The organism is Anaerolineales bacterium (genome assembly GCA_019637755.1).
Classification (GTDB): domain Bacteria; phylum Chloroflexota; class Anaerolineae; order Anaerolineales; family UBA11579; genus JAMCZK01.
The window spans coordinates 1,481,426-1,504,087 of record JAHBVC010000001.1 but is presented as its reverse complement, the minus strand read 5'-3'; the positions used below and the strand labels follow the sequence as shown (position 1 = coordinate 1,504,087).

Below are 22,662 nucleotides of genomic sequence, written 5' to 3'. Positions count from 1 at the left end.
ATGCGCCCCGCCTTACGCCCCAAAGGAGCTGTGCGCCTTGGCGCTAGCTGCCGGGGGCGAATTTGTGCCAGGAGAATAAGCACATCAGTACATCTGAGTACCGTGTAAACAGAGCCATTCGGGTCAAAGAAGTCCGCCTGATCGATGCGGACGGCGAGAACCGTGGAATTGTGCCCATCGAAGAAGCGCTCCAGATCGCCGCAGAGGCGGGCCTGGACCTGATTGAGGTTGCGCCCAACTCCAAGCCGCCCGTGTGCCGTGTGGTGAGTTACGGTAAGTTTACGTACGAGCGCACCAAGAAAGAGCGCGAGGCGCGTAAGGCCCAGAAAAAGGTCGAGATCAAGGAAATTCGTCTGCGACCGAAGACCACCGAGCATCACCGTGGGTTTAAGACCAAGGCGGCGCGCGGTTGGTTGAAAGAAGGCAAGAAGGTCAAGGTACGTATCCGCTTCCGCGGCCGCGAGCGTGACTATCCTGAGATTGCGTTGCAGGATCTCAAGGAGATTGCCGCTGAATTGCAGGACATTTCGATTATCGAGCAGGCCCCTGAGTTTGAAGGGCGCACGCTGCTGATGGTACTGGCCCCCAATGAGAACGCTGCGAAAGAAGCAGCCAAATCAGAGGCCAAAGACGTAAAAGAAGAACCTGCGACGGAAACCAGCGCAGAGGAATAGTGCTCTTAGTTGAGCGCAGATACCATACGCGCTCAGCTAAAGCGCAAGAGGAGCTTTTGTGGCAGTTAAGAAATTTCGCATGAAGACGCACAAGTCCACCGCCAAGCGCTTTCGCTTGACGGGTTCGGGCAAGCTGGTGCGCACCAAGGGCGGCAAGAGCCACTTGCGCCGCCGCACCTCGGCGCGCACCAAGGCCAAATTCACCGAGATGATTCCGGTGCAGGGCAAAGCCCTGCAGAAGCGCATCCGCCAGTTGGCGCCGTACATGAGCAAGTACCGCGCCAACCCGGCCACGCGCACGGCGAAGTAGAGGAAGCATGGCACGAGTAAAGACTGGTATTACCCGCCGCAAGCGGCATCAAAAGGTCTTGAGCGAGACCAAGGGCCAATTTGGCTCACGCTCCAAGCTGTACAAGCGTGCCAGTGAAGCGCGCCTGAAGAGCCTGGCCTATGCCTACCGCGACCGCCGCAACAAGAAGCGCGATCTGCGCGGCTTGTGGATCATGCGCATCAACGCGGCTGCCCGCCTGAACGGGGTGAGCTACAGCCAACTGATGAACGGCATGCGCAAGGCCAATATCGAGATCAATCGTAAGATGCTCTCCGATATCGCGGTGCGCGATGCCGCCGCCTTCAAAGCTGTGGTAGCCCAGGCGAAGCTCAGCTAAGCGAGAAGTTCCAATATAAAAAAAGACGGCCCTAGGCCGTCTTTTTTGTTTGCGCTACCAGAGCCAACAGTTCATCGGCCGCCCGCGGCGCGCCGCCCGCCTCGCGCAGCGAGGCACCCACCTTGGCCGCATTGGCCTTAAAGCTCGGCTCGCTGAGCAGGCGCGTCACCATGGCGCGCAGCGTTGCGGCGGGCACCGTGTTGTGGTCGGACATCAGGCCGGCGCCCAGTTGCACGACGCGGCGCGCCACCAGGCGCTGCTCGATTTGCTGCGGCACCAGCAGCAGCGGCACATTGGAGTACAAGCCTTCCTGCACACTGTTCATGCCAGCATGCGTGATGAAGACCGCAGCCCGCTGCAATACCGCCACTTGGGACACGAAGGGGCGCACCAGTACATTATCTGGCAGCCGGCCGAACGCGGCGGGGTCATTCTTGCGCCCAATGGAAAGCAAAACCTGGTAGGGTGCGCCGGCAAACGCGCTGATCACCTCACGAAAGAAATCCAGGTTCTGATTGATCACCGTACCCAGGGAAACGTAGATCAAGGGCCGTTCGTCCAGCTCGCCTGGCAATTCGTGCGCCATAGCTGCCGGTGGGGCGGCCAGTTGCGGGCCAACAAACTTTATTGCGGCCGGCATCTTTTCGCCCTGGGGTTGGAAGTAGCGCGAGGTGTAATTCACGGTCACCTGGCCCGGATAATTTAGAAAGCGATCGATCGGCGGGATGCGCAGGCCATACTCCCGCTGGAGTTGGCGCGCCGCCCGCACAAACTTGGCAAAGAGCGGCAAGCTTGCCCCGAGAATTGAAAACAAATGCGGCAGCATACCTGAAGTGATGATCAGGCTGCTGGGCATGACCAGCAAAGTCATTGAAGACGCATGCGGCACCCCCAGAACCTGAGCAAACTGCCAGCCCCAAGGACACATCGAATCAAACACGATGAGATCGGGTTGCTGAGCACGCACGCTGGGCAGCAGTTCTTGTAGCAGGTGGCGGCTTACCTCGATCATCAGGGCGGCGGTTTTGATGGGATTACTGCCATCCACACCATGCACCTCAAAGAAGTCATCGCCCAGCCAGGCAGGGTAGGCCACAAAATCGGCCCCGGCCGCCTGCACTGGCTGGCGGTAACTCTCGGTTAGATAATACGTAACTTGATGGCCGCGCTGCACAAGCTCCCGCACGACTGGGAGGGTGGCATTGAAATGGCCGGCAGAGGGCACATTGAAAAAGTGGATATGGGCCACAACACGCTGCCAGTATGTGATCTAGACTTGGAACTGCCCGTTCTTGTAGAACAGGTCACCATCCACGGTGATCTCGCTATCCTGGCGCATATCGCAGATCATGTCCCAGTGCAGCGAGGATTGGTTTTTGCCCCCAGTCTCGGGATAGCTCATCCCCAACGCCATGTGGATCGTGCCACCGATCTTTTCATCATACAGGATGCTCTTGGTGAAGCGATCAATGCTGTAATTGGTGCCAATGCCCAGCTCACCTACGAAGCGTGAGCCCGCATCCATATCCAACATCTTGTTCAGGTAGTCTTGGTTCTTTTCGGCGCTGGCCTTAACCACTTTGCCATCTTTGAACTCCAAGCGCACGCCTTCCACTTCACGGCCGAGGTGAATGGCGGGGTAGGTGTAATTCACCCAGCCCTGCACGGAGTCTTCCACCGGGCCAGTGAAGATCTCTGAACCGGGCATGTTGTGGGTGGCAGTGGAGTTGATGAAGGTGCGCCCCTCGATCGACATCTGAATGTCGATATTGGCGCCACGCAGGTGCACCTGCTTACGGCCAGCCAACCAATCCACCAGGCGCTGTTGGTCATTCTCGATTTCGTTCCACAAGGCTACCGGATCGGGCTGATCCACCTTGCAGGCGCGGTATACAAAATCCTGATAATCACTCAGGCTCATATCCGCCTCTTGGGCGTAAGCGTTACAGGGGAAGCGTGTCAGCGTCCAGCGCAGTTCACCGGTGGCGCTGCGGCGCATATAGGCTTGCATGATCTCACGCCGCGCGGCGGAGCGGGCTTGCTGCTTCTGGCTATCGACCATGCTCAGGCTGCGCGTGTTTTCGGACGCGTCGAGATTAATAAACACATCCGCCTTCTCGAAAGGCAGGCTATCGAAGGGCGAAAGCCACTTTAGCTGCTCGTCATTGGCTTCTTCAAAAAAGATCCGCTGGGTCGAGCCCAAGCCCGAGAGCAGGGTAGGGTTGCCGCCGGCACGCAGGGTGTGGCGCAGCACTTCGCCGGCCAGTTCTTCCGCCAGCGGGTTGGCAAAAATCACCACCCAATCGCCGGGTTTTACTCTCACGGAGTAATTCACTAGAGTTTGAGCTAATTTTTCTACGCGCGGGTCTGCCATCATGCCTCCTGAGATACGGGCATTCTACACCGCGGCTGCACTACAATTACAGGCAATGATCAGCTCGGTGCAAAACCCGCGTGTGCAGCACATCCGCAATTTGCAAAGCCGCGCCAAAGCGCGCCGCGAGGCGGGTAGCTTTGTGGCCGAAGGCGTGCGCCTGGCAGAGGAAGTACTGGCGGCCGGCTGGCCGGTAAAACAAGGCTTCTACAGCGAAGGCCTGGATGCCCGCGGCCAGCAGCTCGTGGCGGCCTTTGCCGCAGCCGGCGCGCAGATGGAGCCAGTAGCCGAGCATGTGATGGCGGCCAGCAGCGACACCAAAACACCGGCCGGCCTGTTGCTGGAAGTGACGCGGCAAACGCTGGCGCTGCCGCCGCAGCTCGATTTGGCCATCATTCTTGACCGGGTGAATGACCCCGGCAACGTAGGCACTCTACTGCGTAGCGCCGCGGCGGCCGGCGCCCAGGCGGCCGTGCTGGCACCGGGCTGCGTAGACCCCTTTGCCCCCAAAGTATTGCGCAGCGGCATGGGTGCCCAGTTGCGCCTGGCGGTGCTGGAGTACACCTGGGCCGAGGTGCGCAGCTGGCTGCAGCAACACGGCCTGCACGCGCTGCTGGCCGAAGCCAATATCGGCCACCCCTTTGATGAGGTGGATCTGACACGCAAGCTGGCGTTCATTGTGGGGGGTGAGGCCAACGGCCCCAGCGACGAAGCCCGCAGCCTGGGGGCGGAGGCGATCCAAATCCGCATGCCCGGCCAGATCGAATCGTTGAATGCGGCCACCGCAGGCAGCCTGCTGCTGTTTGAAGCCGTGCGCCAGCGCCGGGCGAGCTAAGCGCCACGCGCAGGCACGGCAACGGCCAGCGCCTGCTTCTCCAGCGTGATCGTGATCGGGGTTACGCCGATCACATCGCCATCCCCTTGCACCAATAAGCCCGCCGGGCTCACAATGCGCAGGCTGTGCGCCAGCGGCACCACGTTTACGCGTTCGTTGCGAATGTAGCGGCGCACCGCAAAGCTGAGGATGGTGAGCGCATATTCCAACCCGTTGCGGGCCCACAGAAAGCAAAAATCCAGCCAGCCGTCATCTGGCTTGACGTCTGGCCCCCAACGGATGGCACGAAACGCGATCGTGCCGACGTTCATCGCCAGCACATCGGTGGAATGTAGTTGCGTGGCGTAGCCGTCTAACTCCACCGTGAACAGGTGTGAGCGTAAACTGAAAAAGTGACGGGCAAAGGTGAGCCAGTAGGCCCACGGGCCTAGGGCGCGCTTTTGCTTGCGCCCGGTATCCTTCATCGCCAGAGCGCTAAGCCCGACACTGACCCCCAGCACGCACACGCGCTCCCCGGCGCGCAGCACATCGATCTTGCGCACGGCGTACTCACCAGCCAGGATGCGCGCCGCGGCTTCCATGCGCAGCGGCAAACGCAGTTCACGTGCCAGCACATTGCTGGTGCCCTGCGGCAGGATGCCCAGTACCACGGCGTGCCCGGCCAGCGCCTCGGCTACATCGGAAATCGTGCCATCCCCGCCCGCGGCGATCACCAGGCGCACGCCGGCGGCCAGCCAGGGCGCCAGGCGGGCTGGCATATCGGCCTGCGGGCTGCATTCGCAAAAATCCACTGGGCGCGCCCCGAAGGCTGCGGCAATTACCTGGCGCAGGCGCGCGAGATTGGCAGCGCTGGATTGCGGGTTATAGACGACAACAATATCCGCAAGGGGAGCCGAGGGAGCCGCCATTCAGCCTGGCTTAGGGGGTGGCTTGTAGTTGGTAGATGCCGCCGTTGCGATCCACCAGGTACAGCTCGCCGGCTTCATCCTGGCCGAACGAAGTGATCAGCGCGCCACTATCCCACAACACCTGGTTGTTCCACTGGCCATCGGCTGCTTGATACAGACCCAGCACTTCGCCGGAGCAAAAATCACCAAAGAAGTAGATGCCGTTCCAGGCGGGTAGCGCCGCACCGCGGTAGACATAGCCACCGGTGATCGAACAGCGTTGCCCGTGGGTGTATTCGACAACCGGGAATTCAAAGGCCTGCTCGCCGGGCGGGGTGCCTTCGTAGGCGTGGGTGCCTTCGTAGTAGTTCCAGCCCAGGTTGGCCCCGTTGCCAGTGCCCGCGGGCAGCACATGCACCTCTTCCCATTCGCCCTGGCCCACATCGGCGATGTAGAGATCACCAGTGGCACGGTCAAAACTGAAGCGCCAGGGGTTGCGCAAGCCATAGGCCCAAATCTCATCCAAGCCACCGCCGGAGACGAAAGGATTGTCTGCCGGGATGCCATAGGGGCCATCCACATTCACATCCAGGCGCAGCAGTTTGCCCAGCAAGGTTTCACGCGATTGGCCATTGCCCTGCGGGTCCCCACCGGAGCCACCGTCACCGCTACCAATGTAGAGGTAGCCATCCGGCCCAAACTCCAAGTGGCCACCATTGTGATTGCTGTAGGGCTGGGCAATATACAGGATCGGCATTTCGCTATTGGCATCGGCCACAGTGCCATCCGCCGATACCTGGAAACGCGAGATCACCGTGTTGCCGCCCAAGCCGGTGTAGTTTACGTAGAAGTACCCGTTGTTGTCGAAGTCTGGGTGGAAGGCCAGACCGAGCAAGCCTTGCTCGTTACCGTCGCTGCCCACTTCAAAGCGAATGTCCAGGAATGGTGTAGCCAAACGCTGGCCGTTTTCCACCACGATGATCATGCCCTGCTGCTCAACCACAAACAGGCGGCCACTGCCGTCACCGGCATGCGTCACCAGCAGCGGTTGGGCGAAGCCATCGCTTACCAGGTTCCAGCTATAGGCGGCCGGGTCAGCAAAGCCCACCGGGGGCTGAGTTGATTTTTCGATTTGCAGGGTGGCATCCGCAGCCTGAGTAGGATTGCTAGCCGCAGGCTGCGGGGTGGAGATGGTGGGCTCGGCCGGCGCGGTGTTTGGCGCTGGGCGGCTGTTACACGCCGCCAGCAGCAACACCAAGGGCAGGAGCAGCGCCAGGCGTTTTATTCCATCTCCTTATAGTCTGCATCCATCACATCGCCCTCATCGATCTTGATCTGGGCACGGCGGCCGCCTTTTTCGAGCGCGGCACGGTGCTCTTCGACCACATCGGCGGGGCACAGCTCGGTAAAGATGGAATTGCCAACCCACAGCACGGCGACATCATCCAGCAGCGGGATGGCAAAATCCAACGGGGAGATCAAATACAGCAGGGAAGCGATGGGGATGAGCTTATACAGCGTGTTGACGCGGCGATCCCGCAACAGGCGCCAGGTCAGGCGAAACTGGTTAAGGAAATCAGATACCCGCCCGCCACCAGGGGGCAGAAATTTTTGCAGGTATTGCATGCTAGCCTCTCGCTTCGGCGGCCAGGGCGGCGCGGTGCTCTGCCACCACATCCGGCGGGCACAGCTCCAGGAAGCCATACCAGCCCAGGCCGAGCACTACAGCATCATCGATGACGGGTACCGCGGCATCCAAGGGGGAGATCATATAGACCACCGCCGCCACCGGCAGGATCTTGAGCAGCGGGCTGACGCGCGGATCGCGCAGCAAACGCAGCAGCAACTTGAACTGAGTGCCAAGGCCGCTGGGGGCGCCACGTGGATCGCGTTCCAGAATTTCGGGTTGATTGTTCTTGTCTTCCATGGGTCCTCCACACTCGCCTGAGGATTATACCTAGCGTGTGTTGCCTACATTTTAGTAGTCAACTATCAGAACGAAATTAGTATAGAAAAGACACGCGGCGCGTGGATTGGGGTTGTTTCTTCTATCGAACGCCATCGATTAGAATTGAGGCTTATGCCCAGCACCCAACCCAAATGGAAAGCGTATGCCGCCCTGATCTGCGGCACTTTGATCATCGGTCTTTCGGCGATTTTTACGCGCCTCGCCGAGGCACCCGGCAGCATCGTCAGCCTGTATCGCATGGCCATCGTCACCCTGGCCTTCGCCGTGCCGTTTGCCGCCAGCCGGCGCCACAAGCCAGCCCTGCCGCGACGCGGGATTGGCATTGCCGCGCTGGCGGGCATTTTCCTGGCGATCGACCTGGCCGCCTGGTCAAGCGGAGTGGCCTATGGCGGCGCCACCATCCCGACCCTGCTGGGCAACGCCGCGCCGCTGTGGGTGGGCCTGGGGGCGCTGTTCATCTTCCGCGAGCGGCTCAAGCCCACTTTTTGGCTGGGCCTGCTGCTGGCCATGGCCGGCGCACTGGTGGTGCTGGGGATCGACCTGCAGGCGCATATTGATCTCAACCTGGGCGGGATGCTGGGCCTGATCGGCTCGTTCTTTTATGGCGGCTATATGCTCACGGCCCAACGCGGGCGCGACCAGTTGGATACGCTGTCTTTCTTCTGGCTCACCGCCGCGGTGGCCAGCGTGCTCTTGCTACTGATCTGCCTGGCATTGCAGATCCCGCTGTTCGGCTATTCGCAAAAAACCTATCTCTACCTGCTGGTGCTGGGCTTGCTGGTGCAAGGCGGTGGCTGGATGGCGCTTACCTATGCCCAGGGCCACCTGCCAGCCTCGATGGTCTCGCCCACGCTGCTGACCCAACCGTTGATCACCGCCATCATTGCCGGCCCGCTGCTGGGTGAGTGGCTCACCCGCCGCGAATGGCTGGGTGCCATGGCGGTCTTGCTCGGTGTGGTCATCGTGCATCGCAGCCGGGCAGCGGCCCCTTCTCGCAGCGCACCCGCGGAAAGGCACTAATGCAAAACAAATCTCCCTCCCCCAGTGCACTCAACCCAGCCGGGCTCGCCAACTTGGCGGTGGTGTACCTGGTGTGGAGCAGCACCTACCTGGCCATTCGCATTGCGGTGCGCGAAGGCGCCGGCTTCCCGCCCTTCACCATGGGGTTGATGCGCGCCGCGCTGGGCGGGGCCTTATTGATCCTTTGGGCCTATCTACAAAAGCAACGTGTGCGCATCACCCGGCGCGAAATGCTGGTGCTGTTTGCCTCGGGCACTCTGTTATGGATGCTGGGCAATGGCCTGGTGGCCTTTGCCGAGCAGCGCACCGCCTCAGGCCTGGCGGCGCTCTTGCTGGCCGCCACCCCGATATGGACCGCGCTGATCGAAGCGATCTGGGACCGCAAGTTGCCCTCGCCACGGCTGTTCGCCGCGCTGGTGATCGGCTTCCTGGGCATCGTGGTGCTCACCTTGCCCTCGCTGACCTCCGGGATTCATGCGGATGTGATCGCCATCCTGCTGTTGCAAATCGCCTCGGTGGCCTGGTCCGCTGGCTCGGTGTACCAGGCGCGCAACCAGCTCAGCCTCACCCCACGGGTCAGCTCCGGCTACCAGATGCTCTTCGGCGCGATTGGTTTTGCGCTGATGATGGTGCTGACCAACGAGCCCGCGCCCACGCCCAATCAAGAAGCCTGGCTGGCCTGGCTCTATCTGGTGATCTTCGGCACCTTGGCCTTCACCGCGTATGTCACCGCGCTTAAGCTGCTGCCCACGCGCATCGTGATGACCTATGCCTACATCAATCCGGTGCTGGCCATGCTGCTAGGTTACTTTATCTTGCATGAACCGATCACCATACATACCTTGGTGGGCAGTGCACTGGTGTTGCTGGGCGTGGCCGGGGTGTTTCGCGACCGCCACAGCCACGCACCTAAACAGTGAAACGCATGGCGGTATTTTGCGTATAGCAGTAGATGGAGGACGATGTGAATAATCAACGCACAAACAATGCCGTGCTCGGCGTGCTTCTTTTGGCAGCCGGGGCTTGGTTCTTGGCGGGCCAGTTCTATCCTGAACTGGCTGACCAGTTGCAGCTCGATCTCAGTTGGCCGATCCTGATCGTGGGCTTGGGCGCGCTGTTCTTTGTACTCAGCGTCGTTTTGCGCTCACCCTCAATGGCGGTGCCAGCGGCCATCCTGGCTGGCCTGGGTGGCATCTTCTTTTACCAAAACCAGTCGGGCGACTGGAGCAGTTGGTCCTACATGTGGGCGTTGATCCCTGGCTTTGCGGGCATCGGCAGCCTGGTAAAAAATCTGCTTGAGGGCCACTTCCTCAGTGGGCTGCGCGAAGCGGCCAGCTCGATCCTGCTCAGCGCCGCGCTGTTCATCTTTTTCAGTGGCGTGCTCGGCGGGCCGAACATACTCACACGGTTCTGGCCGGTGCTGCTGATCGTGGCGGGCATCTCGATGTTGCTGCGCAACCGCAAGACGCCGCGCAAGCCTGAGATCATCCAGTAATCCGGCGCGATATAATCGCTTGTAGTGACGCATCACCAGAGGCGTAGTGCTTCACTACGCCTCTTTTGTTCCTTATGAGCACTCTTCTCGATACACGCGCCCGTCCGCTTCATGATCTGCGCATCTCGGTAACTGACCGGTGTAATTTCCGCTGCACCTACTGCATGCCCAAGGAAATCTTCGGTAAAGCGCATGCTTTTATGCCGCCGGAACAATTGCTCAGCTTTGATGAGATTGAGCGCCTGACGGGCGCCTTCGTGGCGCTGGGGGTGCGCAAGGTGCGCCTCACCGGCGGTGAGCCGCTGATGCGCAAGGGGCTGGACGAGCTGATCGCCCGGCTGGCTGCCATCCCCGGCGTGGAAGATGTCGCCCTTACCAGCAATGGCTCTTTCCCGGTCGAACGCGTGGCGGCGTTGAAGGCCGCCGGTCTGAGCCGCATGACCGTCAGCCTGGATGCGCTGGATGACGCTACCTTCAAAGCCATGAACGATGTTGATTTTCCGGTGGCGCGTGTGCTGGAGTGGATCGAAGCCAGCGCGGCCGCCGGCCTGGCCCCGATCAAGGTCAATATGGTGGTCAAACGCGGCGTAAATGAGCATGCCATTCTGCCCATGGCGCACTACTTCCGCCAGCGCGGCCACATCCTGCGTCTGATCGAATACATGGATGTAGGCCACAGCAATGGCTGGCGCCTGGATGATGTGATCACCGCCAAACAAATGGTGGCGTTGATCCAGCGTGAGCTGCCCCTGGAACCCTTGCAGCCTAACTACCGCGGCGAAGTGGCCACCCGTTACCGCTATGCCGACGGGCAAGGCGAACTGGGGCTGATCGCTTCGGTTTCGCAGCCGTTTTGTGGTGATTGTTCACGGGCGCGCATTTCCGCCGATGGGCGCTTGTTCACCTGCCTGTTCGCGGTGGGCGGCGCCGACCTGCGCAGCCTGCTGCGCCGCGGCGCCGATGCGGCCGCGCTGCAAGAGGCGATCGCGGCGGTGTGGCGCCAGCGCGAGGATCGCTATTCGGAATTACGCTCGGCCAATACGGTGGCCCTGCCCAAAGTGGAGATGTCTTACATTGGTGGTTAAGGATTTAGACGTACGGCCGATTCAAACGATTGTTTTTGATCTCGACGATACGCTGCGCTACAACGAACCGCATGCGCACGCCTTCATTTCCGATTTTGCGGAGACGCTGCGGGGCCGGCCGCTCACACAGGAGGAACGCCGGGCCGGCCAGCGCTGGGAACACCAATACTGGGCCAGCTCTGCGGAGCTGAAAGCGGATATCACCGCCTATAAAGAGGGCACGCAGGAATTCTGGGTCAATTACGGCGTGCGCAGCCTGTTGGCGCTGGGCTTCGCCGACGCGGACGCCCAGCAGTATGCCGCCCAAGTGCACGCCTATATGCGCGAGAACTACTCCCCAATCAGCCATGTGCTCCCGGAGACCCGCGCCGCATTGATCAGCCTGCGCCAGCGCGGCTACCGCATTGGGTTGCTCACCAATCGCCCCAGGCCAGTCCACGCCGAAATGAATGCGCTGGCGCTGGATTTGCATATGGATTTCTTTCTAGCCGCCAGCCAACTGGGCGCTTACAAGCCGGACAAGCAGATCTTTCTGCGCATGCTAGCATTCCTCAATACCCCGGCAGAAAGCGTGCTGTACATTGGCGATAATTACTACGCCGATATCCTTGGCGCACGGCAGGCAGGTTTGCAGTGCATTCTGCTCAACTGGAACGAGCTGTACCACAACCCCGATTGTGATCAGATCCGCCGCATTGATGAGTTGCTCGCGCTACTGCCGGGCACAGCGGCGGCGTAGCGATGGCGGCGCGTCGTATCTCGGCCGCCTTCTTTTTGCAGCCTACTCCCGAAGTGGCGCGTGCGCTGCTGGGCCAGCGCTTGGTGCACGTGCAGCGCATCGGCGGCCGCACCCAGCGCATTGCCGGCCTGATCACCGAGACCGAAGCCTATTGCGGGGAAACTGACCTGGCCTGCCATGCGCGTGCCGGGCGCACGGCACGCACGGCGCCGCTGTATGGCCCGGCCGGGTATACCTACGTTTATTTCACCTACGGCAATCATTGGATGTTGAACTTCGTCACCCAACCTGAGGGCACGCCGCATGCGGTTCTGATCCGCGCCGTGCAGCCCACTGAGGGGTTAGAACTGATTGCCAGGCGGCGCAAGGGGCGCCCTGCCCGTATATGGACCGATGGGCCAGGCAAACTGGCCCAAGCCTTCGGCATTACCGGCGAGCACAACCGCCTGAGCCTGACCGCTCGCGAAGCTATAATCTTCGTGGAGCGCGCCAAGCCGGTGCCAGACAGCCTGGTACGCAGCGGGCCACGCGTCGGCCTGGGTGCCACTCCGGAACCCTGGCTCAGCCAGCCCTGGCGCTACATCGCAGATCTGCCCGCGGCAGCGCTGCCATCAAACAACTGAGGAGACAATAATGAGCTTACTGCAAGGAAAGAACGCCCTGGTGTTCGGTGTGGCCAATGAGCGCTCGATCGCCTGGGGGGTGTGCAAGGCCCTGCACGACAATGGCGCCAACGTGGGCATCAGCTACGCCGGGGACGTGCTGAAAAAGCGTGCGGAACCGCTGGGCCAATCGATCAACAGCCAGTTCATCGAAGCCTGTGACGTGACCAAAGATGAGGACATTGCCCGCATTGCCGAGAAGGCGCACAGCGTTTACGGGCAGATTGACATCCTGGTGCACGCCGTGGCGTTTGCCAATCGTGAAGAGCTGAGCGGGCCGTACTACAACACCAGCCGCGCCGGCTTCCACACGGCTATGGACATCAGCGTGTATTCCTTCACGGCCTTGGCGGGTGCGTTCGCGCCCTACCTGCCGGAGTGGGGCTCGTTGATGACGATGACCTACTACGGCTCGCAAAAAGCGGTACCCAGCTACAACGTAATGGGCGTCGCCAAAGCCGCCCTGGAATCTTCGGTGCGCTATCTGGCGCGCGATTTCGGGCCACGCAAAATCCGTGTCAACGCCATCTCCGCCGGGCCGATCCGCACCCTGGCCGCGGCAGGCGTCTCGGGCTTTAAGGGCCTGTACAGCAAGTTTGCCGAGGCCGCGCCGCTGCGCGAGAACGTAACCATCGAAGATGTGGGTAACGCCGCGCTATTCTTTGCGTCTGACCATTCCAAGCGCATCACTGGCGAAGTGATGTACGTCGACTCAGGCTTCAATACCGTCGGCATTGCCGATAGCAACGGCGAAGAGGGGCCGGCCGCCGCCTGATGTTCCGCCGCAAAGCCAGCGTTCCGCAGCAACAAGCCGCCCCGCCGCCCACGGAGCGCATTACCTCCGTCGTGGCGGATGGTGTGAACCTGCGCGGCAAGCTCACCGGCAGCGGTGGCGTGCGCGTAGAAGGCGCTTATGAAGGCGAAATTGAGCTGGATGGCCTGCTGGTCATCGGCCCCACCGGCCGGGTTACCTGCCAGCAGCTACGCGCTCGCCATGTGATCGTGGCCGGGGCGATGCGCGGCGACATTCTGGCGGAGAAGGTGGAGATCCGTTCCACCGGCCGGGTGTGGGGCGATGTCGTCACGGTTTCGATGGCCACCGAAGAAGGCGCCTTCCTGCGCGGCCAGATCCAAATGGAAGACAAGGTAGAGCTCAACCTGGCGCCTGCCAAAAACGACGCGTCGCAAGAAGCCGAACAACCCACGCCGCCCAGTAACACTCCGGCTACAAAATAAGTTAACCGTGTCAATATCACCTATTGAGGAGACCCATGAAGAACGTGAATTTCAAAGTTTTGCTCGCGCTGGCCGTTTTAGCCCTCGCCGCCCTGGCCTGTGGCTTTAGCGCCAGCACAGCCAACTTCCAGGATGCCTATATGGCCGCTGACTCGGCGGGCACCACGCGCACCAGCGTGTATGGCGCCTCGGACATTTTCTACGCCATCGTAGACCTGGCCAACGCCACCGACAGCACCGAAGTACGTGCGGTGTGGACTGCGGTGAACGTGGTGGGCGAGGAGCCGGACACCGTGATCGACGAAGTAAGCATTGAAAGCGGCGACGCCGTGCTAACCTTCGACCTGGCCAACAACAGCATGCTGTGGCCCAGCGGCAACTACAAGGTGGATCTGTACCTCAACGGCGAGTTGGAAACCACCCTCAACTTCATGGTGCAATAGCACCCACCTGAAGAACATAAAAACGCCTCTCATGTGAGAGGCGTTTTTGTTTATAGCGTCACCACCACCTGATGGATGCCGGTGGCGCCACTGGGTGCCGGCGGTGCGTTACGCGTCTCTTGCGGCTGGCCCGCCCGATCATAGGCACGCACTTGCAGCACATGCCGCCCCATCGCATAGGGGAAGTGATAGCGCCATAGAATCCAGTTCAGCGCGCTGAGGGGCGGCGCCAGCAATTCGGCCGCCTGCCACTGGCCCTCGTCCACCTTTACCTCTACGCGGCCAATGCCGCGATCGCCCGCCCAGGCGATGCCGCCACAGGTGGCCTGGCCTGCCGCGCCCACATCCGGGTCCACCACCACGGTATCGATCACCGACACCGTGTGCGCAAAGGCTTCACGATCCCAGCCGCGCTCAACCCAATAGCCATCCAGGCGTTCGGGCACCAGCTCAATGCGCTCGATCCATTTAGGCTGTTTCATGCCATAGCGATTGGGGATGTAGACACGCAGCGGGAAACCGTGTTCATACACCAACGGCCCGCCATTCATGGCATATACCAATAGGGTGCGCTCGTCTTCAATATCGGCTTGCGTGACAAATTCGTAAAAGCCATCCGCCGAGGTGATGTAAGCCCCCGCCGCACCGGCTTGCACCCCGGCGCGTGCCAGCACGTCTTTGAAACGCACACCGGTCCAGCGCGAAGAGCTGGTGAGATCACCGCCCACCGTGTTGGAAATACATTGCATGGTGACGATCTGCGTTTGGGCTGGCATCTGCTGCAGCTCGGCGAGGGTGAATGTGAGGGGCGTATTGACCATACCGGCAATTTGCAAGCGCCAGGTGGCCGCATCGATCTGCGGTGGGCGCGTATTGATGTCAATGCGATAAAAATCGGCGTTATCGGTCAGCTCTGGGCGCGTGCCGCGCACTGCGGCCGGGCGCGCCGCCAAGACCTCCGGCGACGGCGAAGCCGCCGGCCCACTGGTGAGCCGCGCGCCGAAGGGATCGTCGGGATTGAGCGGCACGGGCGTGCTGGCGCTGCGCGGCGGCATGGCCTGGGCGGCGAACAGGCGGCTAGCCCCCCAAGCGCCCAGGGCGCCGATAGCCAGGCCGGCACCACTCACCGCCAGGAACTGGCGGCGATCAAGCTGGCCTGGGGTCGCATCGCTGGCGCGCTGCTGATAGGCTTCGACCAGGCGCGCCAGCCCCCAACCCCAGGCAAGGTAGAGCAGGCCCAACACCAGGCTGCCCAAGCCCGCGGCAATGCCCAGTTGAGTGTGTATCACCAACGTAAGCGCTAGCAGCAGCAAACCGGCCGCCAGGCCATAGCTACGCAGGGATTGGCGGCGCGGCAAACCCGCCAGCAAGGCGCCCAGCACTGCACCGAGACCAAGAAACTGCACGATCGCAATGACTTGCTCGGCCAGCTTGGCCGCAGTGGACGTATCACCAATGGGCACAATACGCTGCACGAATTGGATGATCGCCACCATATTTTCGATCACGAAGCGGATCAGCCCCCCGGGCAGCACGCGGGCCATCCAGTCAAAGATGGCGAAGGGCAGAAAGGGGATCCCCAGCAATGGCTCGGCCAGGGCCAACAAGCCAGTCAGCAATGCGGCCGCCAGGCCACCCAGTACTGCACCCCCCCAGATCGTTGCTGCGTTACGCGTTGTTGCCATTCATCTCTCCAATCTGCAGGCCGGGCGGGCGCAAACTGTGCCTGCTTACTCCAGCCCCCAGGAACGTTTCTTAAGCGGAGTGATACGCAGATACTCCTTCTCACCAGCATACCCCTGGCGATGCACAAAATCTACAGAGCCATCGATCTTGATGCTGCGCGGCCGCCACGGTTGCAGGCTGGCCAGATCGTCGATGACTAACGAAGCCCGCGGATTGGCACGCGTGTTGCGATACTTGCGCGTGGCCTGATTGCGATAGCCGCTGATGTAGAAGACTTCACCATCAAAATCAAAGGCCACTGCGGCCACATCGGGCACGCCTTGCGCCGATGCTGTGCCAATACGCGCCAGGTGTTGGCTACGAATATATGCAATTTCTGCGGCGGTGAAGTCCATACGCTATAGATGCTACCAGCAGGGAGGGTATTACTAGATTAAATGACAAGCGCCCAGGTGAGGGGGGCACCCGGACGCTCGTCAAGTGAGATTATAGCGTTTGTGAAACTTGTGTCAAGGGGTTTTAAAATTCCGGTCGGGATAGTGGGCCATGGGGAGTAGCGCGTGGAGTTTCGTCACTCGGCGCAGCGAAGTAGGAACTCCCTAGCTGGAGAGGGAATGTGCCTTCGCGGATGTGTACCGATTCCAATGCGTGGAATTTCGTCACTCGGCACAACCGAGTAGGAACTCCCTAAACTGGAGAGGGAATGTGCCCAAAGGGCACATTCCCTCTCCAGTAATGCCCCTTCGCGGACTTGTACCGAACCGCTTGAAGGCTCCGAGGGCGGCCCGAAACGGTCAGCCAGGGAGCGCAGATACACGAAAGGCGAGTTCAACTCATAGTCTACCAGGCGGCCCTTCTCGTCAACTATCAGCCGCTTGAACAGAATTTGAAGCAAGGTGCTCTTCTGCTTGTCCTCCAGCCAGAAGTAGTAATCCACCAACTCCCTTAGCAGCCCAATGGCCAAGTCCAGATCGTCAAGGTGAACCTTGGCATCCCGCTCCATCTCTGCCAAACCAAGCTCTACATTCCGCAGCTTTTCCTGCCATTCCAGGCGCAGCTGGTCATAGGCTTCTTCCGTGATCTTGCCTGTGATAAGCAAGCGACCCAGCCGCGCCTCTTCCTCTTTGAGCTGAGACAGCCGCTGGCGCATGTCGGCCACCTGCTTGTCCCTATCCTGGTTGGTGAACTGCTGGACTTCTTGAACATAGATCTTGCGGATTTCTGGAATCAAGTCCGCGTCTATTTCAATGCCTTGCAGCAAATCCACCATCTGCCCATCCACCAGCTTGGAAGGGATGTGCAGGCTGGTGCCGCCTGGCTTGGCATGGGTGATGTAGTAGGAGTAGCTCTGTGAACGCCCGCTCGGTGTGGAGCCGTGCAACTTGTAGCGTTCACCACCGACTTCTGCCCAGAGTAGGCCACGCAGCAGGTAGAAGTTCTTGCGCTCGTAGGATTTCTCGGAGCCGTTCTTCCTGAGAATATCTACGCCCTTCTGGAATTGGTTGGGCGTGATAATTGCCTCCCAGGAGCCTCGAACTTCACCAGCGACGATCCCAAAACGCTTTGAAGTGACCCAGCCTGCATAGAACGGGTTGTGCAGGATTTTGTGCAGGCGGTTGGCCGCATATTCCCTGCGGCCCGTTTTAGGGTCATTCCAGGCCCAGGGACGGCCGCTGTAGGTTGTGTAGCCGCGCTGGGTGAGTTCTTCGCATATCTGGTCCAGCGTATAGCGGCCAGTGAGCAGAAAATCCCAAGCATCCTTCAACACTTGGATACTGTTGGGGTCTTGCTCCACCCAGCGGTCATACTTGTTACTGGAAACTAGCTTCTCTTTGTTGACATAACCAAAGGGAGCTTTGTTAGGCCAGCCGCCCATACGCATCTTGGCTTCCATCCCATCCCGGGTGCGTTCACGCAACACATCCACTTCTCGCTGCGCTAAGCCCATCTGCAACAGGAACATGAAGAAGCCATCCGGAGTTTCCGGCTGGAGGGTGGGCATATTAGCTACCCGAACCTTGACACCCCAGCTAATCAGCTTAGTGGCCGCTTGCAGTCCCTCCACTGCATTGCGGCCAAAGCGGTCTGCCCGATACAGACCCAAGTGGGAGAACTTCCCAGCCTGGGCATCGCTCAGCATCTGCTGATAGTCTGCGCGGTTCGGGCTGGTGCCGGTGAGCATGTCACAATATTCACGCTTGAATTCGACATTCGAGCTGGCCAGCAAGCTGTCCTGAATGTGCTTGCGCTGGAAGGCAAACGAGCGTTCCGGCGTTTGCTTGTCCTCATCACTGACGCGCAGGTAGCTGGCCCAGCCTGGAGAAATCACGATCTCGCTCATGAGGAAATTTTAAACTCCGCCGAATCGCAAGTCAAGAAACTGGCGATTCACGGTTCTGAAAGGTGGCCAGGCTACGCTTGATCCGCTCGATGTCCTCTGTGCTGGCAACTTCTTTCAGTATGCGAGCCAGGTCCAGCAGGCGTTGAACGGCAGCCTTGTCCAGCTTGGAGGGCTGGGTCTTATTCTTCTTCTGAGCTGCCATGCGCTTTCCCTCCCTTGGCACTGGCCTCCAGCAAGGCATTGAATTTATGGCCGCGCTTCCTTCTACCGGACACCACAAAGGCTTCAATCGCCTGGCTGCCAACTACATCTGCTAAAACGCTCAATGTTGGCGACACCTGGTTGTCCACCCAGGCCAGCATGCGGTTGAGCTCGATGGTGCGGGCATCCGAGACGGTCTTCATCGCTCTGGCTTGGTTGTTTACAAAGGCGTTCCACCAAGGCAGAAGCTTCTCCGTCTCTTGCTCGATGAAATCTACATAATCTCGCAGATGAGATATAGCCCTGTCCACCCACAACTGAGGCAGTTTGACCAGCACATCCCTGGCGATCATGTCTGCCCGTTCTGCACGGGTCTGCATTTCCAGCCTCACAGGCCCATGCTTGTCATAAACGCGCAGCATCCTGGTGGATTGGCTGGAGCCCAACCGCAGGGAGCTGGTGCCGATTTGACCGTCTTCACGCTTCTCATACGGGGAGATGGAGTACAGCATCTTTTCGCGCCGCAGATAGGAGCGCATCTGCTCCAGCTCAACGGCTTCTTTGACCTGCTCTGGCGTGAAGGGAGTACCATCCCAGGCCAAGTCCAACCTGGTGATCCTGGCTTTCTCCCAGCGCTCTAATACGATGACAAATTCTTGCAGCAGCTTATCCGGCACGGCATCACAGGCCGAGCCTGGTAATTCAAGGCCAAAATATGGGTTCCCCTCATTTCCTGCCTGGGCGATGGGGTCTGCGTACAACTTCGCTTCCAGGAGAGCTTTGAACAAGCTCTTAAATCCTCTCCCTCCGTGTCCTACTGCCTGCATTGGCCCCAATACCCCCTCGAACCATTCCTGCCACATTTTGAGGCCATACTCTTTGGTGCCCCAGATCGTGACTGAGAGCCAATGCACGCGGAACAATACTGCCATTTTCCTCCTTGGTTACCTTATTTTGAAACTTTCACCCCCCTGCTAGTATCGGGGGGTTCATGCCTTCCCAAAGGAAAGCGAAATTTGAATTTTCGAGAGTGAGCGTTTGGGCACCCTCCCCGCCCTGGCGGCGGGTACCCCTCCCAAACGCCACACTCAAAAATGAGAACCTTCTTTTCCACATTGCGCTTTCAATACCCTTTCTGGGTCGGCTTTTTTTGGGCTAATAGTCGTCATCGTCAAAGAAACAAAGGCTGACCATGACAACTATTTAACGCCATCTCTACTTGATGAGAGTTAATGGCTTCCGCCATTACGCACCTGGTAAACGGTGCGTGTCCGCCTCGCTCAGCGGTTGGGAAAGCACCAACACGCCTTGCTCGCCGGATTTAATTCATTTTGCTTTTGGGAATTACCTGTTTATTTCCAAGTGATATAGACCGTGGCGGTGATCACACCCGTTGCAGCTGTGATCAGCTCAGCTGCTGTCATGCCCTGTTACCTCCTTTCCAAAAACAGATTTCGAACTGCCTGCCCGCCCTTTTGGAAGACGCGGCCGTGAAGCGTGGCGCGGATCTTCATGGGTTCGATACGCGGCAGTTTGCCCAGGTCATATCCGCCCTTTCGGGACGAGAACTTGAACGTGCCATTTTCGGTCTGCACAGTGGCGAACTGGGTTCCGGTCTTGTCGGAGGTGAACACATCCGTCACCAACGCCTTTTCGACGGTTAGGGACTGTTGCTGTTACCGCAGCGGCAGTCCCGATTTTTTCTACCTAGTGGCTCTCTCTGGCATCACCTCCCTTGACAAGAGTTCTTATTGAGGCCAATAAAATTGCACACATGTTCTAATTAAGTCAAGAGTGTTTTCTGTCCAATGCCTTGACAAGATCAAAGCAACCTAATTTTCCAAATTTCATATGACAATTTCTGTAACGGTTCTTGACATTCCAGTCGCTGGAAGGTATAGACTTGGACGATGAAAGCCCGAATTGGAGACATTATGGAAATCCGCGAGTTGGCAGAAAGAACTGGTGTCCCGGCAAAAACAATTCGCTACTACGAGGAAATTAACTTATTGCCGTCACCATCACGCAAGCCTAATGGCTATCGAGAATATTCTGAAGTCGATGTAGATCGGCTGAAGTTAGTAACAGGTGCGAGGCGTCTGGATTTGTCCCTTGGTGACATCAAAGAAATCTTAGATCTGCGGGACCGACAAATCGCCCCGTGTGGCGTTTTGCTAGATTTGCTAGATAACAAAGCCAAAGAGATAAATCAAAGAATAATCGAGTTGCAGGTTTTGGAGAAAGATTTAAAACAGCTTTTTTCTCTTGGCCTCACCTTTCCAGCTGATGATGTAGAAGGAAAAAATTGTGTTTGTCATTTAGTCAGCCAACAAGCTGAATTAGAAAGTACGTACAAGAGGTGAAGATGGCGCAATATAAAAAGCTTGATTTAGATGTTCGCGGCATGACGTGTGCCACTTGTCCTAACCATGTCGAAAGGGCACTCAGTCAGGTTGAAGGGGTTAAGTCTGTAGATATACCTAATTGGCAGTCGAGCAAGGCAACTGTTATCGCAGAAGCTGAAGTGTCCGAGGAAGCTCTAACAGCTTCCGTAGAGAGAGCCGGGTACCACGCTAGGGTTAAAACCGTTTCAATAGTTGATGACAACGTGGAACAAAGTGGTTCCACTTTTTCTAACGGACACGGGGAAAACAACTTTGATTTGCTGGTCATTGGTGCTGGATCAGCCGGATTTGCCGCAGCGATAAAGGGCGCAGACCTAGGATTTCGAGTCGGCATGGTCGGCCATGGCACTATTGGGGGAACTTGCGTCAATAGGGGTTGTGTACCTTCCAAGACCCTGATTAGAGCTGCCGAAGCCTGGCACAACGCAGGTCACCATCCCTTCAAAGGCATTAATACTCAGCAAGGCAATCTGGATTGGGAAACTGTTCGCTCCCAAAAAGATGAACTCATTTCGCAGATGCGCCAAAGCAGATATGCAGATGTTTTGGCTGCCTATCCCAACATCACCTACATTGAAGGCTTTGCCCAATTTACCGAAGGGGGAAAGGTGCAGGTAGGAGACACGCTTTATAAGGCCAATCGATACGTGATCGCAACAGGCGCGCAACCCCGTATGGTCAACTTTCCAGGGATTGAGGAAGCCGAACCACTGAATAGCACTACGTTGATGGAATTAGAGCAGTTGCCAAAGTCACTCATCATCTTGGGAGGGAGAGCTGTGGCTCTGGAATTAGGGCAAACAATGGCGCGCTTGGGTGTTAATGTTTTGATCCTTCAACGCAGTACTCGCCTGGTGCCGGACCATGAGCCCGAGATTGGTCGGGCAATAAAAGATTATTTGGAGCAAGAGGGGGTCAGCGTTATCACTGGTGTTGAAGTTGGGCGCTTGAGTCAAGATGGCGACACTCGATCTGTTCATGCCCGCGTGCTGGGGCAGGAGCGAGAATTCAAAGCCGATCAAATCCTGATGGCCCTTGGGCGAGAAGCCAACACAAAGGGTATGGGGTTGGAGAACAGGGATGTTGAGCTGGAGCAAAACGGCGCAATCGTTGTAGACAGATACATGCAAAGTTCCAATCCGGCGATTTATGCTACCGGTGATGTGACCACTAATCCAGAATTTGTATACGTGGCCGCTGCCGGAGGATCGATAGCGGCCCAAAATGCTCTCACGGACACAAAAAAGCCCCTTGATTTGTCAACTGTACCAGGCGTTATTTTTACCGACCCACAAATTGCAACCGTTGGATTGACGGAGGCCCAGGCCAAAATTGAGGGAATCAAAGTCAAAACCAGTACTGTCAGTCTTGAGTATGTAGCTCGGGCGCAGGCAGCCCGCGATACACGCGGTTTTATCAAGCTAGTAGCAGATGAAACAACCAACCGGCTTCTAGGCGCGCATATTCTTGCCGCTGAAGCGGGCGAGGTCATTCAATCCGCAACCTTGGCGATCAAGTTTGGTCTCAAAGTCGATGACTTAACAGATACCCTATTCCCGTACTTAACCCAGGTTGAGGGGCTAAAACTAGCAGCAATTGCTTTTGAAAAAGATGTTGCTATGCTTTCTTGCTGCGTAGCCTAAATTAGCCAGATTACTCCGTCGCAATATACTCATCCAGAAAGTTTTGCGAGATCTCAATAGCCGTGAGGGGCGTCAATTAGCAAATGAGAATAATATCTTCTCTACTCCCGTCACCTTGATAAATAATCAGATTGCGTTCCGAGGCGTTCCCGAACTTGACCAGGCAACGGCGGCGGTCGAAAGATGAAAATCGGAGTGCTCAACTCGCCTCACTGTAAAGGTTACTTAAATAGGTCAACCTCGGTCTTAAAAATAGGGTCGTCTTTTCCTAGCTCCATTTCGGGTGCAACGCGGGTGCA

27 protein-coding genes are annotated in these 22,662 nt (G+C 58.5%); 15 read left to right on the top strand and 12 right to left on the bottom strand.

Annotated features, from left to right (window positions below):
* Positions 1-47: 47 nt before the first annotated feature.
* From infC to rplT, 3 genes are all read left to right on the top strand, one after another.
* Positions 48-674 (top strand): translation initiation factor IF-3, encoded by a 627-nt coding sequence (infC, locus tag KF821_07295; GenBank protein ID MBX3005616.1) that lies wholly within the window; start codon positions 48-50, stop codon positions 672-674.
* A 79-nt stretch (positions 675-753) separates the two neighbouring features.
* Positions 754-984: a 50S ribosomal protein L35 gene (locus KF821_07290; GenBank protein MBX3005615.1), complete on the top strand. Its 231-nt coding sequence runs from the start codon at positions 754-756 to the stop codon at positions 982-984.
* 7 nt (positions 985-991) lie between these two features.
* Positions 992-1,342 carry a 50S ribosomal protein L20 gene (gene rplT, locus KF821_07285; protein MBX3005614.1) on the top strand — a complete coding sequence of 117 codons (351 nt, stop codon included), beginning with the start codon at positions 992-994 and terminating at the stop codon, positions 1,340-1,342.
* Between the two features lie 31 nt (positions 1,343-1,373).
* Here rplT and KF821_07280 read toward each other — a convergent pair whose 3' ends face one another.
* Both KF821_07280 and KF821_07275 read right to left on the bottom strand, forming a co-directional pair.
* Positions 1,374-2,591, bottom strand: a complete 1,218-nt coding sequence (locus KF821_07280) for a hypothetical protein (protein MBX3005613.1) — start codon at positions 2,589-2,591, stop codon at positions 1,374-1,376.
* Between the two features lie 21 nt (positions 2,592-2,612).
* Positions 2,613-3,716, bottom strand: coding sequence for an aminopeptidase (locus KF821_07275; protein ID MBX3005612.1), 1,104 nt, complete (start codon positions 3,714-3,716; stop codon positions 2,613-2,615).
* A gap of 55 nt (positions 3,717-3,771) precedes the next feature.
* Here KF821_07275 and KF821_07270 point away from each other — a divergent pair, with 55 nt between their 5' ends.
* Positions 3,772-4,551, top strand: coding sequence for an RNA methyltransferase (locus KF821_07270; protein MBX3005611.1), 780 nt, complete (start codon positions 3,772-3,774; stop codon positions 4,549-4,551).
* Here the strand turns inward: KF821_07270 and KF821_07265 are convergent.
* The 4 genes from KF821_07265 to KF821_07250 are packed head-to-tail and all read right to left on the bottom strand — an operon-like array spanning position 4,548 to position 7,365.
* Entirely contained in the window at positions 4,548-5,459 is a 912-nt protein-coding gene (locus tag KF821_07265) for an NAD(+)/NADH kinase (GenBank protein ID MBX3005610.1), read from the bottom strand. The two genes, KF821_07270 and KF821_07265, sit on opposite strands and share 4 nt — an antisense overlap.
* 10 nt (positions 5,460-5,469) lie before the next feature.
* Complete coding sequence (locus tag KF821_07260; GenBank protein MBX3005609.1) at positions 5,470-6,696, bottom strand: PQQ-dependent sugar dehydrogenase; 1,227 nt, start codon at positions 6,694-6,696, stop codon at positions 5,470-5,472.
* Between the two features lie 23 nt (positions 6,697-6,719).
* A complete protein-coding gene (locus tag KF821_07255; GenBank protein ID MBX3005608.1) occupies positions 6,720-7,064 on the bottom strand; it encodes a hypothetical protein in 345 nt (114 codons plus the stop codon).
* Position 7,065: 1 nt separating this feature from the next.
* The gene (locus tag KF821_07250) at positions 7,066-7,365 is read right to left on the bottom strand and encodes a hypothetical protein (GenBank protein ID MBX3005607.1); all 300 of its coding nucleotides are present in this window, start codon (positions 7,363-7,365) and stop codon (positions 7,066-7,068) included.
* A 153-nt stretch (positions 7,366-7,518) separates the two neighbouring features.
* Here KF821_07250 and KF821_07245 point away from each other — a divergent pair, with 153 nt between their 5' ends.
* From KF821_07245 to KF821_07205, 9 genes are all read left to right on the top strand, one after another.
* On the top strand, positions 7,519-8,427 hold the full coding sequence (locus KF821_07245; protein ID MBX3005606.1) for a DMT family transporter: 909 nt from the start codon (positions 7,519-7,521) through the stop codon (positions 8,425-8,427).
* Positions 8,427-9,347, top strand: coding sequence for an EamA family transporter (locus KF821_07240; protein ID MBX3005605.1), 921 nt, complete (start codon positions 8,427-8,429; stop codon positions 9,345-9,347). The genes KF821_07245 and KF821_07240 overlap by 1 nt, the downstream gene beginning before the upstream one ends.
* A gap of 44 nt (positions 9,348-9,391) precedes the next feature.
* Complete coding sequence (locus KF821_07235) at positions 9,392-9,922, top strand: hypothetical protein (protein MBX3005604.1); 531 nt, start codon at positions 9,392-9,394, stop codon at positions 9,920-9,922.
* A 74-nt stretch (positions 9,923-9,996) separates the two neighbouring features.
* A complete protein-coding gene (gene moaA, locus KF821_07230) occupies positions 9,997-11,007 on the top strand; it encodes a GTP 3',8-cyclase MoaA (protein ID MBX3005603.1) in 1,011 nt (336 codons plus the stop codon).
* Complete coding sequence (locus KF821_07225) at positions 11,000-11,746, top strand: HAD family hydrolase (GenBank protein MBX3005602.1); 747 nt, start codon at positions 11,000-11,002, stop codon at positions 11,744-11,746. Before moaA ends, KF821_07225 begins: the two co-directional genes overlap by 8 nt.
* A 2-nt stretch (positions 11,747-11,748) precedes the next feature.
* Positions 11,749-12,369 (top strand): DNA-3-methyladenine glycosylase, encoded by a 621-nt coding sequence (locus tag KF821_07220; GenBank protein ID MBX3005601.1) that lies wholly within the window; start codon positions 11,749-11,751, stop codon positions 12,367-12,369.
* A 10-nt stretch (positions 12,370-12,379) separates the two neighbouring features.
* Complete coding sequence (locus tag KF821_07215) at positions 12,380-13,183, top strand: enoyl-ACP reductase (GenBank protein MBX3005600.1); 804 nt, start codon at positions 12,380-12,382, stop codon at positions 13,181-13,183.
* On the top strand, positions 13,183-13,644 hold the full coding sequence (locus KF821_07210) for a polymer-forming cytoskeletal protein (protein ID MBX3005599.1): 462 nt from the start codon (positions 13,183-13,185) through the stop codon (positions 13,642-13,644). Before KF821_07215 ends, KF821_07210 begins: the two co-directional genes overlap by 1 nt.
* Positions 13,645-13,679: 35 nt before the next feature.
* Positions 13,680-14,087, top strand: coding sequence for a hypothetical protein (locus KF821_07205; protein MBX3005598.1), 408 nt, complete (start codon positions 13,680-13,682; stop codon positions 14,085-14,087).
* 50 nt (positions 14,088-14,137) lie between these two features.
* Here the strand turns inward: KF821_07205 and KF821_07200 are convergent, their stop codons facing one another.
* From KF821_07200 to KF821_07175, 6 genes are all read right to left on the bottom strand, one after another.
* A complete protein-coding gene (locus KF821_07200) occupies positions 14,138-15,772 on the bottom strand; it encodes a molybdopterin-dependent oxidoreductase (GenBank protein ID MBX3005597.1) in 1,635 nt (544 codons plus the stop codon).
* Positions 15,773-15,817: 45 nt separating this feature from the next.
* On the bottom strand, positions 15,818-16,168 hold the full coding sequence (locus tag KF821_07195; protein MBX3005596.1) for a PPOX class F420-dependent oxidoreductase: 351 nt from the start codon (positions 16,166-16,168) through the stop codon (positions 15,818-15,820).
* A 176-nt stretch (positions 16,169-16,344) separates the two neighbouring features.
* Positions 16,345-18,114 (bottom strand): recombinase family protein, encoded by a 1,770-nt coding sequence (locus KF821_07190; GenBank protein ID MBX3005595.1) that lies wholly within the window; start codon positions 18,112-18,114, stop codon positions 16,345-16,347.
* 31 nt (positions 18,115-18,145) lie between these two features.
* Positions 18,146-18,316, bottom strand: coding sequence for a hypothetical protein (locus tag KF821_07185; protein ID MBX3005594.1), 171 nt, complete (start codon positions 18,314-18,316; stop codon positions 18,146-18,148).
* The gene (locus KF821_07180) at positions 18,294-19,247 is read right to left on the bottom strand and encodes a replication initiation factor domain-containing protein (protein ID MBX3005593.1); all 954 of its coding nucleotides are present in this window, start codon (positions 19,245-19,247) and stop codon (positions 18,294-18,296) included. The genes KF821_07185 and KF821_07180 overlap by 23 nt, the downstream gene beginning before the upstream one ends.
* 498 nt (positions 19,248-19,745) lie before the next feature.
* Positions 19,746-19,949, bottom strand: coding sequence for a hypothetical protein (locus tag KF821_07175; protein ID MBX3005592.1), 204 nt, complete (start codon positions 19,947-19,949; stop codon positions 19,746-19,748).
* Positions 19,950-20,225: 276 nt separating this feature from the next.
* Between KF821_07175 and KF821_07170 the strand changes: the two genes are divergently transcribed.
* Positions 20,226-20,678 (top strand): MerR family transcriptional regulator, encoded by a 453-nt coding sequence (locus KF821_07170; protein MBX3005591.1) that lies wholly within the window; start codon positions 20,226-20,228, stop codon positions 20,676-20,678.
* Between the two features lie 2 nt (positions 20,679-20,680).
* The gene (gene merA, locus KF821_07165) at positions 20,681-22,363 is read left to right on the top strand and encodes a mercury(II) reductase (GenBank protein ID MBX3005590.1); all 1,683 of its coding nucleotides are present in this window, start codon (positions 20,681-20,683) and stop codon (positions 22,361-22,363) included.
* Positions 22,364-22,662 lie beyond the last annotated feature (299 nt).

Excerpts from the sequence above, each read along its gene's own strand:
- KF821_07170 (MBX3005591.1), top strand. The coding sequence starts at position 20,226 with ATGAAAGCCCGAATTGGAGACATTATGGAAATCCGCGAGTTGGCAGAA.
- KF821_07275 (MBX3005612.1), bottom strand. The coding sequence starts at position 3,716 with ATGGCAGACCCGCGCGTAGAAAAATTAGCTCAAACTCTAGTGAATTAC.
- KF821_07210 (MBX3005599.1), top strand. The coding sequence starts at position 13,183 with ATGTTCCGCCGCAAAGCCAGCGTTCCGCAGCAACAAGCCGCCCCGCCG.
- KF821_07195 (MBX3005596.1), bottom strand. The coding sequence starts at position 16,168 with ATGGACTTCACCGCCGCAGAAATTGCATATATTCGTAGCCAACACCTG.
- KF821_07185 (MBX3005594.1), bottom strand. The coding sequence starts at position 18,316 with ATGGCAGCTCAGAAGAAGAATAAGACCCAGCCCTCCAAGCTGGACAAG.
- KF821_07240 (MBX3005605.1), top strand. The coding sequence starts at position 8,427 with ATGCAAAACAAATCTCCCTCCCCCAGTGCACTCAACCCAGCCGGGCTC.
- KF821_07190 (MBX3005595.1), bottom strand. The coding sequence starts at position 18,114 with ATGAGCGAGATCGTGATTTCTCCAGGCTGGGCCAGCTACCTGCGCGTC.
- KF821_07265 (MBX3005610.1), bottom strand. The coding sequence starts at position 5,459 with ATGGCGGCTCCCTCGGCTCCCCTTGCGGATATTGTTGTCGTCTATAAC.
- KF821_07270 (MBX3005611.1), top strand. The coding sequence starts at position 3,772 with ATGATCAGCTCGGTGCAAAACCCGCGTGTGCAGCACATCCGCAATTTG.
- KF821_07200 (MBX3005597.1), bottom strand. The coding sequence starts at position 15,772 with ATGGCAACAACGCGTAACGCAGCAACGATCTGGGGGGGTGCAGTACTG.
- KF821_07290 (MBX3005615.1), top strand. The coding sequence starts at position 754 with ATGAAGACGCACAAGTCCACCGCCAAGCGCTTTCGCTTGACGGGTTCG.
- KF821_07220 (MBX3005601.1), top strand. The coding sequence starts at position 11,749 with ATGGCGGCGCGTCGTATCTCGGCCGCCTTCTTTTTGCAGCCTACTCCC.
- rplT (MBX3005614.1), top strand. The coding sequence starts at position 992 with ATGGCACGAGTAAAGACTGGTATTACCCGCCGCAAGCGGCATCAAAAG.
- KF821_07180 (MBX3005593.1), bottom strand. The coding sequence starts at position 19,247 with ATGGCAGTATTGTTCCGCGTGCATTGGCTCTCAGTCACGATCTGGGGC.
- merA (MBX3005590.1), top strand. The coding sequence starts at position 20,681 with ATGGCGCAATATAAAAAGCTTGATTTAGATGTTCGCGGCATGACGTGT.
- KF821_07205 (MBX3005598.1), top strand. The coding sequence starts at position 13,680 with ATGAAGAACGTGAATTTCAAAGTTTTGCTCGCGCTGGCCGTTTTAGCC.
- moaA (MBX3005603.1), top strand. The coding sequence starts at position 9,997 with ATGAGCACTCTTCTCGATACACGCGCCCGTCCGCTTCATGATCTGCGC.
- KF821_07255 (MBX3005608.1), bottom strand. The coding sequence starts at position 7,064 with ATGCAATACCTGCAAAAATTTCTGCCCCCTGGTGGCGGGCGGGTATCT.
- KF821_07250 (MBX3005607.1), bottom strand. The coding sequence starts at position 7,365 with ATGGAAGACAAGAACAATCAACCCGAAATTCTGGAACGCGATCCACGT.
- KF821_07245 (MBX3005606.1), top strand. The coding sequence starts at position 7,519 with ATGCCCAGCACCCAACCCAAATGGAAAGCGTATGCCGCCCTGATCTGC.
- KF821_07215 (MBX3005600.1), top strand. The coding sequence starts at position 12,380 with ATGAGCTTACTGCAAGGAAAGAACGCCCTGGTGTTCGGTGTGGCCAAT.